Source organism: Amycolatopsis sp. NBC_01307, from assembly GCF_035975215.1.
Lineage (GTDB): Bacteria > Actinomycetota > Actinomycetes > Mycobacteriales > Pseudonocardiaceae > Amycolatopsis.
This window is the reverse complement of record NZ_CP108403.1, coordinates 3,759,240-3,771,918: the sequence shown is the minus strand read 5'-3', so window position 1 is coordinate 3,771,918 and position 12,679 is coordinate 3,759,240. Positions and strand designations below refer to the sequence as shown.

Sequence of the window (12,679 nt, the reverse complement as noted above, 5' to 3'; positions counted from 1 at the left end):
ATGGGTTGACGCAGTATGACATAGCAATGCATAGTTACGACCATTAACAGAGCAACTGAGCGTCGCACTACCTTCAGGAGTCAGCCATGACCGAGACGAACATCCCCATCGAGGCCACCGTGACCACCACCGAAGTGGTGCTGCCGGGCAAGGTCGACCCGTCCGGGTTCCAGGTGCTCCAGCGCTCACTGCCGGCGCCCGCGGCCGGCCAGGCCCTGGTGCGCGTCGAATCCACTGCGGTTTCCTTCGCGGAGAGCGCGATGCGCCGCGGCCGCTACTACGGCCAGCCGGAATTCCCGTTCGTGCCCGGGTACGACCTCGTCGGCGTCGTCGAGGCGGTCGGCCCGGACGTGGACCGCGCCCTGATCGGCAAGCGATTCGCCGCCCTGACCAAGACCGGCGCCTGGGCCACCGCCGTCCTGCTGCCCGCCGCCGACCTGGTGCCGGTCCCCGACGGCGTGAGCGCCGACGAGGCGGAGACACTGACGGTCAACGGGCTGACCGCCTACCAGATGCTGCACCACGTCGCGAAGGTGAAAGCCGGGCAGACCGTGCTCGTGCTGGGCGTCGGCGGAGGCGTCGGCACCCTGCTCGCCCAGCTCGCCCGCCACGCGGGAGCGCGGGTGATCGGCACGGCGAGCCCCCGTCACCACGAGGCCCTGCGTGAACTGGGTGTCGAGCCGGTCGACTACCGGGATCCCGACGTGTCCGCCCGGATCCGCGAACTCGTTCCCGACGGTGTGGACGCCGTGTTCGACCACCTCGGCGGGGCGAGCATCTCCCGCTCCTACCGATTGCTCAACAGCACCGGGACCCTCATCTGTTACAGCATCGCGAGCAAGCTCGACGACAGTACTCCCGTGGTGCTCAGCTTCCTGCACGTGCTGACAAAACTGACGTTCTGGAACTACCTGCCCACCCGCAAGCACGCGAGCTTCTTCGACGTGTGGGCGGGCGCGGGCAAGCCGGACTCGGCGAAGCGCGAGGCGTTCCGCATCCGGATCCGCACCGATCTCACCCACGTCTTCGGGCTTCTGCGCGACGGGGTGCTCACCGCGAAGATCGCCGCCCGCTATCCGCTCACCGAAGTGGCGACGGCCATGGAACTCTCCGAGTCCTCCGGCCGGACCACCCTCGGCAAGATCGTCCTCGTGCCGTGAAAGAGCCCGTAGTCACCCGGCAGCGGACCAGAACGTCAGCGGCGCCGGCGGGGGTTGCCGTCACGCTCGTGCTCAGTGCGCTGGTGTACGCGATCAGCGAGACCGTCACCGCTCGCGCCTGGTCAACACCGGTCTACAGCTACAGCGCGAACTACATCAGCGACTTGGGAAACCCGCAATGTGCTCTGTACGACGGGCGGACAGTCTGTTCTCCGTTGCACGCACTGATGAACTGGGGGTTCGTCGCCCACGGACTGCTGCTGGCCTGTGCCGTGCTGCTGGTCGGCCGGGTGGTTCGGGGCCGGACGCGAGCGGCGGTGCTCGGCATCGGCGCGGCGACCACCGCGGGCTTCGTGCTGACCGGAGCTACGCACAGTTCCCCCGATTCGGTGGCGCAGGGCACGTTGTGGCTGCACTACGCGGGCGCGACGATGGCGATCCTCGGCGGCAACGTGCTGGCGATCGTCCTCAGCCGTCAACGGCGCCGGCTGAGGATCCCCAGGGCCGTCGGCGTGGCGGGCGTCGTGCTGGGTGCCGCGGGCATCGTTGCCGCCTTGACGTGGTTGGCGACGTTCGGTGTGGTTCCACCAGGCATCCCGGAACGGACCGCCGTGTACGCCTTCGTGCTGTGGCAGCTCCTGGTCGGCGGGTTTCTCCTGCACGTCACCCAACCGTTTCGCGCCCTGCTCTCCCGGCCATCGCGTGCTGACAGCTGACCTTTCCCTTCACCCGCAAGGAATCCAGTGCCATGAAGATCATCGTGTCCGGCGCGTCCGGTCTCATCGGCGGCCGGCTCGTCGCGCGCCTGCGAGCGCGCGGCGACGACGTGACGACGCTTTCCCGTTCCGCGAGCACCGTCCCGTCCGTGTCACAGTGGGATCCGCTTTCCGGACCCGCCTCGATCGAGGCGCTCGCCGGCCGGGACGCCGTCGTCCACCTGGCGGGCGAACCCCTCGGCCAGCGCCTGACCGACGAGGTCAAGGACCGTGTCCGGCGCTCGCGCGTGTCCGGCACCCGCAACCTGGTCGAAGGCCTGCGGGCCACTCCCGAATCGGAACGGCCCCGGGTCCTCGTCTCCAGCTCGGGCGTCGCCTACTACGGTCCGCGCGGCGATGAGGAGGTCACCGAGGAGGCGCCGCCGGGGGAGACGTTCCTCTCGAAGGTTTCCCTCGAGTGGGAGCGCGAAGCGGCCAAGGCGGCCGAGTTCGGTGTCCGCGTGGTGAGGATGCGCACCGGTGTCGTCCTCGACGCCTCGGGCGGGACCCTGAAGTCACTGCTCGCGACCTACCGCGCCGGTTTGGGTGGGCCGATCGCGGGAGGTGCGTTCGCTGTGCCGTGGATCCACCTCGACGACATCGTGGGGTTGTACATCAAGGCGATCGACGACGCGTCGTGGAGCGGCGCCTACAACGGCACGGCACCCGAACCGGTCACCCAGCGGGAGTTCTCGAAGGCGCTGGGACGGGCACTGCACCGGCCCGCCGTGGTGCCGATGCCCGGATTCGCGCTCAGGATGGCGCTCGGCGAGATGGCGGACATGGTGACCACGGGCCAGCGCGCCGTTCCCCGCCGGGCACTCGATGGCGGTTACGTCTACGCGTACCCGCAGTTGGACGCGGCGTTGACGGCGGCGTTGAACCCTCCGAAGGAAAAGTCATGACGACCGCCGCGCTTCAGACGTCATCGACCCCTTCTCGACAAGCGCACGAAGGCGGTGTTCGACCGCGAGCAGGCGGCGGTGCGGCACATCCCGTCGGTGCTGGCGATCGACGCGGTCGAGACCCGCTCGGACGGCAGTCAGGTGCTGCGGCGTGAGCAGTGCCCGCAGTCGCTGGCCGAGCTGGTCACCCGCGGCGGTCCGCTGTCCGCGGCGGACGCGGTCGTCCTGGGCCGGACGCTGGCGACGGCGCTGGCCGGCATGCACAAGGCGGGCGTCGTCCACGGCGGTGTGAGCCCGCACAACGTGCTGTTCCGCGCTTCGGGCGAGCCGGTCCTGGTCGACGGTGGCCTGGTGCTGCGGCACATGTTCCCCCGTGATCCGTTGCACGCCATCGAGTTCCGCGCGCCCGAGGCGGCGCGCACGGAAGTGTTCGACGAGGCGAACGACATGTACGGCCTGGGCGCGGTGGTGCACTTCGCGCTGACGGGCGGTTGGCCGCACCCGGGCAAGCTGGGGGAGCGGCAGGGCGAGCGGGTGCTGCGGGTGCTGCGCGAGCCGGTGCCGGCGATCCACCGCGAGGACGTCCCGGTGGCCGTTCGCGAGTCCGAGGCACAGCGCGACGCCGCCGGTGCCGGCGGGGCCGGGTTCGAGGGTGGCGTGGGCGAGGCTGGCGTTGATCTCCGGTTCGCGGATGTGGACGCCGAGGCGGCGGGCGTCGGCGACCGGAGACTGCGAGCTGTAGAAGCCCATCGGCATCCGCGGCACTGTCCGCCGACCGTGGTTTTGGTTGATATCGCGACGCGAAGGCCGGGTCGACCGTCTGCGCCTGTTCCTTTCGGCGAACTGACGACCACTGCCGTGCGGTGTGGCTCCGCGCAGCACGCGCGCAATCCGACCCACTCATTCCCTTTCACCGCGCGGTTTGCGGGTCGGTGGCGATGGACGCGCGGTGCGAGTCGCCCGGCCGGGATCGGCGCTTCGCCGCCTGCGCGGCTTCAGCCGTTGCGCACGATTCGCCAGCGGGTGGCGGCCGCGCCGTTGTCCGGGCCTTGGACGGCGAACGCGCCGGTGGCCGTCGAGTTGTTCTCGATGGTCAGCAGCTTGCCGCTGTTGACGTTGCGGATCTTCGTCGTTCCGTCGCCCTGGTCGAGGACGGTCCAGCGGTGGTCGGCCGTGCCGTTGTCCGACCACTGCAGGACGCGGGCGTTGTCCGCCGTCGACATGTCCAGGACGCCGAGCACCTTGCCGCTGTTGGCGTTGCGGAACCGTACAGCGGTCCCGTCCGTGATGACCTCCCAGTTGTGGTCGGCCGTGCCGCTGTCCGACCACTGCAGCGCGCGGCCGCCGTCCGCGGTGGACATGTTCTCGATGCCCAGCACCAGCCCGCTGCCCACGTTGACCAGCCGGCTCGTCGTCCCGCCGGAGCCGCCCCCGGTGTTCCAGTAGACCGTGTAGTTGAAGCCCTGCGCGTCGTGGAACGGCACCAGGTTGACCGACGAGCCGTTGGCCTTCGCGCTGAAAGCGAGCGCGGTGGTGCTCGTCCGCGTGACCGAGTTCGGGTCGAGGGACGGCAACGCGCCGAGCGTGCTGCTGCCGTAGTTGCCGGCCAGGACCACCGGCCCGTAGGTCACCGCGGCGACGTTCGCGTTGTCGTTGGCCGCCTTAAGGGCGACCTTCATGGGCAGCCGGACGGTGACCGTGTCCCCCGAGGCCCACGACCGCGACAACGTCGCGTAACTGCCGGGCGTGGCGGTCACGTTCTGCGCGACGCCGTTGACGGAGATGGTCGCTCCGGTGGCCCAGGCCGGAATGCGGATGCGCATGGCCCAGGTGCCACTCACGCTCCCGCCGACCGTCAGCGTGGTGATGTCACTGGCCGGGTACGACGTCGTCTGCGTGACGGTGATGCCGCGCTGGGTCCAGGTGAGCACCGAAGGCAGGAACAGGTTCACGATCAACGTCGTGTCGCTGTAGAAGTAGATCGAGTCCGCCAGCTTCGTCTGGGTTTCCAGCCCGCTGCCCTGGCAGCACCAGAACGAGTTGTAGTCGGTGCTCCACGTGCCGCCGCCCCACGCCGGGCCGAGACCGCGCCGGCCGCCCGGGTTGAGGGAGCTGAAGTAGGTGACGTGGCCGTGGCTGTCGGCCGGGTTCTGCTGGCCGATCATCTGGTTGAGCAGTGCCCGCTCGTAGTAGTCGGCCAGGTCGGCGCGATCCGGGTAGAGCGCGATCAGTTCCCGGGTCAGCTTGAGCATGTTGTAGGTGTTGCAGCTCTCGCACGTGTCCTGGTTGAGGTACCCGGCGATGGCGTTGGGCGCGCGGAAGTGCTCGGCCTGGCTGTTGCCGCCGATGGCGTAGGTGTGCGCGCCGACGGTGATGTTCCACGCGTTGGTGGCGATGTCGCGGTAGCGCGTGGTGCCCGTGGCCTTGTACTCCCGCGCCGCGCCGATCCACTTGGGAATCTGGGTGTTGGCGTGCAGGCCGCTGAGCTGATCCCGGTTCGCCGCCAGCGGGTCGAACACGGCGGCGTGGTCGAACCGCTGCGCGACGGTCAGCCATCGTGCGTCGCCGGTGTACTGGTAGAGGTCGGTCAGCACCGCGTTCATGCCGCCGAACTCGGTGCCCAGCACGGATTGCTGCTGCGCATAGCTGAGCCGGCCGGTACGCCGGTCGACCCACGCCGCCAGGCTCAGCACCACGTCACGGGCTTGGGTGCTGTCGACGTACCGCCAGACGTCGAGCAGGCCCGCCATCGTCTTGTGGATGCAGTAGTACGGCACGTTACCGTTGGACAGGCGCCCGGCCTCGAGGTTGTCGAAGTCCGACTCGGGGAAGCCGGACAGGTACCCGGCGGTGAACCCGGCGGCGCCGTTGTTGGCCTGGCACTTGGCCAGTTCGGCGACCATGGAGGTGGCCTTGTCCCGGCACGTCGTGTCCCCGGTGACCGCCCACAGCTGCGCCCACGCCGTGAGGAAATGTCCCTGCACGTGGCCGCGGAACGGGAAGTTCGGCGCGTCCCAGCCCCCGTTGGTCGCGGCGCCGCCGGTGGAGAGCCGGTGGTTGGCCCGGAAGTTGTAGAGCAGCCGGCCGACATCGACGAACCGCAGGTAGTTCTGCGTCCGGTTCTGGTTGTCCAGCCACCGGCTCGCGGTCAGCCGCACCTGGCCGAGCTCGAACGGGAACGCGGACACCCCGGCCTCCGATCGGACCGGACCGGTGGCGGCGCCGGCGGCGGGAGCCCACCCGAAGGCGGAGCCGGCCGCGGAAACGAGGGCGCCGGCGCCGGCGGCTTGCAGCAACCGCCGCCGGGTGAAGGATGAGGTCACCGGGTTCTCCGTTCGGCAGGCATGGGAACGGAGGCGGACGTTAGTGCTGACATTCGTGTCTGTCACATACTGCGCGGCCGCTCGTGCTCCTGCGGGCCGACGATTACCGGCTCGTTCGCTGTTCAGGCGCGGTGACCACGGCAGGACAGGTCCGCAGCGGCGGGTGAAACTTACCCGGGCCGAAGCAGGCGCTGCCCACCGCACGCCCGCCTCCGCTCCGGCGGGCGTGCACGGTCCGCGGGACCGGCTGTCGATCCAGCTCACCCCGTCGCTGCTTCGTGGTCGACGCCCGCCCGCCGCGCGCCGGCGCGGGTTCACCCGGTGCCGCGGGGCAGACGCGGCTGCCCGTCGGTGAGCGTGCGGACGCTCCCGCCCAGCAGCAGACTGCCCGCCTTGTCGAGGACCGCAGTGGCCAGGCGCTTCGGCGGAGCAGTCAGAAGGTGTGAACGTAGACGCTGAGTTGCTGGAGCGGGCACGGTGTGAGGATCGGCGGCATGCGCGCCCGGGCACGATAAGCAGGGTCGCGGGAGGCGCTACGAGTTCGTGCTAGGCCCCCAGGGCCGGACGCCGTCGGGGCTGGTCCGCATTCACAGGACCAGCCCACGTCGTCACGGTGGTGGAGGACGTCCGCGACGTCGGCGACCTGCTTGAGGAACGCGTCGGATGGGCGGCCTTTGATCGGGTCGGTTCGGCGATGACGACCAGCTTCCCGTCCAGCCGCGACCGGTAGTGCTTTCCGGTGAAACGAAAGCCGCCCGCTTCGAGAATCTCCGTTGCGAACGGAGCCACGCAGGAAGAACTGCTGAACCTGTCCGAACGACTGGACGGCGCACCGCAGATCGTTCTTGATCTCCTTTTGCCGGAACGGGAGCCGGCGGAAAACTGTGAGCACCTTTCCTGCACCGGTTCGCGTACCCGGCCGGCGCGGTGCCGCTCCGGGGCCGATGGCACCGTGGCCCGGTACGCCGACTCTCGGGCGTGCACGTGCTCGGCTTGACGGATTGCCGCCGTTGATCACACGACGGGAAGGTCTGCCGGTCAGCACCCGCGCTCGGTGACAAGCGTGGTAGCAGGCCGATCGGCTGGCAGCAGGTGCTGGGGGACGGCCTCGGTGACCTCGATGAAACGGTAGCGCCAGGACCCTGACGCGCTGCCGTCGTGCCTCCCCGGCCGGCTGGGCGCTGAGCTACGGCCGCAGGACGAGCTTCCCGCCGGCGTGACCGCTCGCGCTCAGCTCCTGCGCCTTCGCGGCGTCCTCCAGCGGAAGGCTCTGCGCGACGCGCACCGTGAGCTTGCCGTCGGCTGTGAGGCGGGCGTACTCGCCGAGGCGGGAACCGAACGGGGCGCCGGGGCCGGAGAAGGTGACGCCCAGCTCGGCGGCCTTCGTATCGGCGATGGTGATGATCCGGTCGGTGCCGCCGCGCAGGTCGATCGACACCTCCAGGTCGCCTGCCCCCGCGGCGTCGTACACGGCGTCGATGCCCTGCGGTGCGGCCTCGCGGACCCGGTCGGCGAGGCCGGCGCCATAGGCGACCGGGATCGCGCCCAGCGAGCGCAGGTAGCCGTGGTTGCCGGGGGAGGCGGTGCCGATGACCGTGGCGCCGCGGGTGACCGCGAGCTGAACACCGACGGCGCCGGTCACACCCGCGGCTCCGTGCAGCAGGAGCGTGTCGCCTTCCCCGACGCCGAGGGCGTCGAGCACGCGGACCGAGGTCTCGACGGCGACGGGCACTGCCGCGGCGAGGTCCCAGCCGAGGTCTGCGGGCTTCGGGCCGAAGTCGACGGCCAGCGCGTGCTCGGCGTACGCGCCGGTGACGGTCCAGCCCAGGACCTCGTCACCCACCGCGACGCCGGTCACGCCTTCGCCGACCTCGTCGACGACGCCGGCCGCCTCCAGGCCGGGGATCACCGGGAACGGCGGCGTCACCTGCGGCCGCCACCCGTTGCGGATCTTGGAGTCGAGCGGGTTGACCCCTGCCGCCACGACCTTCAGCCGCACCTGCCCGGGTCCGGCGTGCGGCTCGTCGACTTCCTCGATGCGGAGGACTTCCGGGCCGCCGAACTCGGTGTAGGTGATCGCCTTCATGTCCTGCTCCAGTGCTCGTCGCTCTAGGTGGAAGATCAACTTGGCCGGGACCGGCGGCGGCCGCACCGGCACTTCGACCAGTTCCGGCTCGGAGGCTCAGGAACCCGCCACGGTCGTGGGCGCGGTCCAGCCGGTGGATCGGATCCACGCGGCCAGGTCGAGGGTGGCCGGCTCGATCGCCCGCACCACCGCAAGATCCGACGGGTGTTCCGCCGCCTTCGCGAACTGGCGGAACATCGCCCTGTCGAGGTCGCTGGGAAGCACGCTCAACGGGATGGCCTCGTACCGTGCCGGGAGCCCGGCGCGCGCGCCGAACGCCGCGGCGATCTGGGGGCCCGTCAGCTCGTCGCCGACGAGCTCGACGGCTCCGCCGGGTGCCTCCGCGGTGTCGAGCAGGAGCGCGGCGGCAACCCGGCCGACGTCCCTGAGCGAGATCATCTTCAGGGCGACGTCCTCCGGCAGCGGCAGCTTCACCACGATCTCGCCGTGCTCCAGGCTCGGTACCACTTCCTCCATGAAGGGGGTTGGACGAACCATCGCGGCCCTGAGGCCGGACTTCCTCAGGTGCTCCTCGATCGAGTGCTTCGAGTCATGGTGTGGCACACCCCGCTCCCGGTCCGCGCCGAAGACCGAGTTGAACACGACATGCGGGACGCGTGCCTCGACCGCCGCGTCGACGAGCGCGGTGCCGATGCGGATCTCCGTCTCGACCTCTTCGAGGCTGTTCGCCTCCGGGGTCATGAAGGAGAACCCCTCGACCGCCGTCAGCGCGGCGGCCAACGACGCCGGGTCGTCGGTCCGGATGGCCGCCAGCTCGACGCCGCGGGCGGCCAGCGCCTGAGCCCGGTCGGACTGCGGGTTGCGGACCAGGGCCCGCACCGGGGCCTGGTGGGCCAGCAGCGCGTCGAGCACCGCCCCGCCCTGTCGCCCCGTCGCGCCGAAGACCGCGATCGTGCCGGTCGTCTGTGCGCTCATCGCTGCCACCCTTCACTCAGGGCGTGAGCGAAGTGAGCACGAGTCCGGTGTTGACCTCGGCGGTCGGGGGAGGACGACGCGGGCGCGGCGTCCTCGAGCTTGATCTGTTGTGCCATGTCTCCACGATGCGTCTGCGGCCCCAGGCTTACCACCGGTATCGCGCCAGGTTCTCCCGATAACCCGCCAGTGTCGGGTAGCGTCGATCGCGTGTCCGACCCCAGCGGCGAGCCGAGCTTCTGCACCGACGATGCGCCGTTGTCGGCGCCGCTTGCCCATGGCTCCGAGGTGACCGCGCACTTCCACGACCACGGCCAGCTCCGCTACGCCGCGCGTGGAGCCCTGGTCACAGCCACCCAGGTGGGCACCTGGGTGGCGCCGGCCAGCCGGATCATGTGGGTGCCGCCCTTCGCGGTGCACAGCAGCAAGGCGTACGGCGAGACGGAGATCCGGGTGCTGTCGCTGCCCGTGACGCTGACCGGACAGCTGCCGGCCGAGCCGTCGGTCTTCGTGGCGAGCGCGTTGCTGCGCGAGGCCTATCTGGCGCTGATGAGCGAGGGCGAGCCGCTGGAGAGCCCCCGTGCGCGGCTGCTGATCGACGTCGTACTCGCCGAGCTCGCCCGCGCCGCACAGGAGCCGCTGCGCCTCCCGGAGCCGAGCGACCGGCGTCTCAAGGCGGTCACCGACCTGCTCCACGTGGACCCGGCAAGCCCGGCGACCCTGGCCGAGCTGGGCCGCCGCACCGGCGCCGGCGAACGCACCCTGAGCCGGCTGTTCGGCAGCGAGCTGTCGATGAGCTTCCACCAGTGGCGCACCCTGCTGCGCATCCAACGGGCGCTGGTCGAGCTCAGCGACGGCGCCTCGGTCACCGCCACGGCGATCCGGCTGGGCTGGTCGAACCCCAGCAGCTTCATCGACGCCTTCACCGAGCTGGTCGGCCAGACACCCGGGGGCTATCGCTCATCGGCTCGGTCCTCCGCAGCTCCCACGGGGGAGAGGTTGGCGGGGTAGCCGCAGTTCCTGGCACCAGCACCCGGTGGATCTCGGGCGGAGCGCCCTCGACGCGCAATGCGGTCAGCCGGTCCCGCGCGCTGTGCACGACGCGCGCTCGCCTCGGCAGGCTCGTTGACCTGCACGGACGTGCGTCCGGCGAACGAGCCGCTCGCCGAGGCCGCCACGAGGAGTTCGACGTCTTGGACGGGGGTGACGTGCAGGCGGGGCGTCTCCCCGTCCGGGGACCGGTGCGGCGGGCGGGAAGTCGCCGGCCGGGCGGATCGTCACGGTGACCAGCGGTGGCCACGAGATGGGGCGGCTGCACCTCGACGACCTCGCCTTCGCGAACCGGCGCTACCGCCGCTGGCGCGCCTACGCGCAGACGAAGCTTTCACGGTCGAACTCCAGCGGCGGCCGCGGGAGCACTCGCGATCGCGGTGGCCGCGCACGCCGGTGCCGCGGCACCGAATTCGGCCGCGACAGCGGGGGTCTCATGCGGGTGCTGTCCGCGCGACCCCTGCGGTGGGTGCCGGCGCCGCTCGTCACCACCGCGGCCGAGGGCGCGTTGCCCACCCTGCGGGCCGCGGTCGATCCCGAGGCGCGAGGTGGCCACCTGTACGGGCCCGCCGGGGTGCACGGCGTCAAGGGCCGGCCGGAACGGGTCGAGGTGTCCGCCGCGGCCCGCGACGAGGTGGCGGGCGCGACGCTGTGGGAGCGGTGCGAACAGCTCACCGGCGTGCGCTACCCGCTGCCGTGACCGGGAACTAGGACTCGCCGTCGAGGCGGTACTCCGCGTTCACCAGCTCGAGGAGCTCGGCCACCGAGGTGTCCGCGGACCGCCGGTCGAAGGTGATTTCCCCGTGCTGCAACAGGTTCACCCGGTCGCAGACGTCCATCACCTGCCCGTAGTTGTGGGCGATGAGGATGATCGCGATGTCGCCCCGCTGCTTCAGTTCCCGCAGCAGGCGCAGGATCACCGCGCTCTCCTTGGCCCCCATCGCGGCGAGCGGCTCGTCGAGCAGCAGCAGCTTCGCGTTCGAGTACACCGACCGGGCCACCGCGATTGCCTGCCGCTGGCCACCGGACAGCATGCCGACTTCGGCGGTCACCGACGGGATGTTGATGCCGATCGAATCCAGGGTCTCCCGGGCGCGGCGCTTCATCTCGCGGCGGCGCAGGAACGGCAGCGGACGGTGCGTCAGTTCGCGGTTCAGGTGCAGGTTCAGGTAGACGGGCAGGTCGTTGACCATCGCCAGGTCCTGGAACACCGTCTCGATGCCCAGGGACCTCGCGTGCACCACCGACTTCAGCGTGATCGGTTCGTCCTCGAACAGGATCCGCCCGCCGTCCGGCTGGTGGTAACCGGTGAGGATCTTGATCAGCGTCGACTTGCCGGCACCGTTGTCCCCGATGAGCCCGAGGATCTCGCCCCGCCGCACGCGCAGGGTGACGTCGGTGAGCGCGTCGACCGGGCCGAACCTCTTGCTGACGCCCTCGATCCGGATGACCTCGCCGGTCATGTCAGCTCCCGGGATCCGACGCGGTTGCGGGCGACGATCAGCGTCACGTTCAGCACCATGGCACCGAGGATGGCGGCGCCGAGCACCAGGTTGAACGCGTTCGCGCTGACGCCGGTGAGGTTGAACCCGTCGAACACGATGCCGAGCAGCAGCGCGCCGAGGAACGCGCCGACCACCGTGCCGGACCCGCCGAGCAGCGCCGTGCCGCCGATCACGGCCGCCGCCACCGCGAAGAACATCGTGGTGAACCCGCCGTTCGTCGGGTCGTACGAGCCGACCCGGGTGCCCTGCAGGATGCCGGCGAGCCCGGCCAGGGTGCTGGTGACCGCGAAGTTGACCACCGTCACCCGGTTGACCGCGATGCCGGACTCCGCGGCGCCGACCGGGTTGCCGCCGGTGGCCTGGGTGTGGATGCCGAACCGGGTCGCAGAGAGCACCACCTGCATGAGGACGACCACACCGACGGCCCACAAGAACTCGCTCCAGCGCGACCCGCCGAACACCTCGACCACCCAGCCGTCCTTCGGCGCACCGACCGGGCGGGCGTTCGAGATGATGAGAACCAGGCCCTGCAACAGGAACGCCATGCCGAGAGTGGTGATGAACGACGGGATCTTCAGCACCGTCCGGATCAGCCCGTTCACCACGCCGATCAGCGCGCTCACCACGATCGCGCCGAGCAGCGCGAGCCACAGCGGCCAGCCGTTGACGGAGAACAGCGTCAGCAGGAACGGGGAGAGGGTGAACACGAAGCCCGCGGACAGGTCGATCTCCCCGCAGATCAGCAGCATCACCTGCCCCGCGGCGATGATCGACCACGGCGCGACGTACTGCGCGATCGTCTGGTAGTTGTCCAGGGAGTTGAACGCGTCACTGGTCGCCGTGAAGTAGATCCCCGCGGCGATCGTGACCAGCAGGATGCTCAGCTCCTTGACCCGCATCACACCGAGCAGCAATGACCTCAC

Annotated in this window: 10 protein-coding genes and 1 pseudogene; 6 read left to right on the top strand and 5 right to left on the bottom strand. The window is 70.4% G+C overall.

The features are described from left to right. Positions 1–86: 86 nt before the first annotated feature. From OG439_RS15700 to OG439_RS50270, 4 genes and pseudogenes are all read left to right on the top strand, one after another. The gene (locus tag OG439_RS15700) at positions 87–1,160 is read left to right on the top strand and encodes a medium chain dehydrogenase/reductase family protein (protein ID WP_326950084.1); all 1,074 of its coding nucleotides are present in this window, start codon (positions 87–89) and stop codon (positions 1,158–1,160) included. Positions 1,161–1,228: 68 nt separating this feature from the next. Further along, complete coding sequence (locus OG439_RS15695; RefSeq protein WP_326950083.1) at positions 1,229–1,876, top strand: DUF998 domain-containing protein; 648 nt, start codon at positions 1,229–1,231, stop codon at positions 1,874–1,876. A 32-nt stretch (positions 1,877–1,908) separates the two neighbouring features. Further along, positions 1,909–2,820 (top strand): TIGR01777 family oxidoreductase, encoded by a 912-nt coding sequence (locus OG439_RS15690; protein ID WP_326950082.1) that lies wholly within the window; start codon positions 1,909–1,911, stop codon positions 2,818–2,820. A gap of 54 nt (positions 2,821–2,874) precedes the next feature. After that, positions 2,875–3,306 (top strand): annotated as a pseudogene (locus OG439_RS50270) (protein kinase domain-containing protein); the annotation flags it as partial. Positions 3,307–3,815: 509 nt separating this feature from the next. On the opposite strand, the gene OG439_RS15680 reads toward OG439_RS50270, so the two are convergent. The 3 genes from OG439_RS15680 to OG439_RS15670 form a co-directional block, all read right to left on the bottom strand. After that, positions 3,816–6,143 carry a beta-L-arabinofuranosidase domain-containing protein gene (locus tag OG439_RS15680; protein WP_326950080.1) on the bottom strand — a complete coding sequence of 776 codons (2,328 nt, stop codon included), beginning with the start codon at positions 6,141–6,143 and terminating at the stop codon, positions 3,816–3,818. Positions 6,144–7,329: 1,186 nt separating this feature from the next. Then, positions 7,330–8,229: an NADP-dependent oxidoreductase gene (locus OG439_RS15675; RefSeq protein WP_326950079.1), complete on the bottom strand. Its 900-nt coding sequence runs from the start codon at positions 8,227–8,229 to the stop codon at positions 7,330–7,332. A 96-nt stretch (positions 8,230–8,325) separates the two neighbouring features. After that, on the bottom strand, positions 8,326–9,204 hold the full coding sequence (locus tag OG439_RS15670; protein WP_326950078.1) for an NmrA/HSCARG family protein: 879 nt from the start codon (positions 9,202–9,204) through the stop codon (positions 8,326–8,328). Between the two features lie 207 nt (positions 9,205–9,411). On the opposite strand from OG439_RS15670, the gene OG439_RS15665 reads away from it, so the two are divergent. Together OG439_RS15665 and OG439_RS15660 are read left to right on the top strand one after the other, a co-directional pair. Then, a complete protein-coding gene (locus tag OG439_RS15665) occupies positions 9,412–10,212 on the top strand; it encodes a helix-turn-helix transcriptional regulator (RefSeq protein WP_326950077.1) in 801 nt (266 codons plus the stop codon). A 271-nt stretch (positions 10,213–10,483) separates the two neighbouring features. Then, positions 10,484–10,951: a hypothetical protein gene (locus OG439_RS15660; RefSeq protein WP_326950076.1), complete on the top strand. Its 468-nt coding sequence runs from the start codon at positions 10,484–10,486 to the stop codon at positions 10,949–10,951. A gap of 7 nt (positions 10,952–10,958) precedes the next feature. Here OG439_RS15660 and OG439_RS15655 read toward each other — a convergent pair whose 3' ends face one another. Then, positions 10,959–11,714 carry an ATP-binding cassette domain-containing protein gene (locus OG439_RS15655; RefSeq protein ID WP_326950075.1) on the bottom strand — a complete coding sequence of 252 codons (756 nt, stop codon included), beginning with the start codon at positions 11,712–11,714 and terminating at the stop codon, positions 10,959–10,961. Further along, positions 11,711–12,679 carry an ABC transporter permease gene (locus OG439_RS15650; protein ID WP_326950074.1) on the bottom strand — a complete coding sequence of 323 codons (969 nt, stop codon included), beginning with the start codon at positions 12,677–12,679 and terminating at the stop codon, positions 11,711–11,713. The genes OG439_RS15655 and OG439_RS15650 overlap by 4 nt, the downstream gene beginning before the upstream one ends.

Excerpts from the sequence above, each read along its gene's own strand:
- OG439_RS15700 (WP_326950084.1), top strand. The coding sequence starts at position 87 with ATGACCGAGACGAACATCCCCATCGAGGCCACCGTGACCACCACCGAA.
- OG439_RS15690 (WP_326950082.1), top strand. The coding sequence starts at position 1,909 with ATGAAGATCATCGTGTCCGGCGCGTCCGGTCTCATCGGCGGCCGGCTC.
- OG439_RS15675 (WP_326950079.1), bottom strand. The coding sequence starts at position 8,229 with ATGAAGGCGATCACCTACACCGAGTTCGGCGGCCCGGAAGTCCTCCGC.
- OG439_RS15670 (WP_326950078.1), bottom strand. The coding sequence starts at position 9,204 with ATGAGCGCACAGACGACCGGCACGATCGCGGTCTTCGGCGCGACGGGG.
- OG439_RS15655 (WP_326950075.1), bottom strand. The coding sequence starts at position 11,714 with ATGACCGGCGAGGTCATCCGGATCGAGGGCGTCAGCAAGAGGTTCGGC.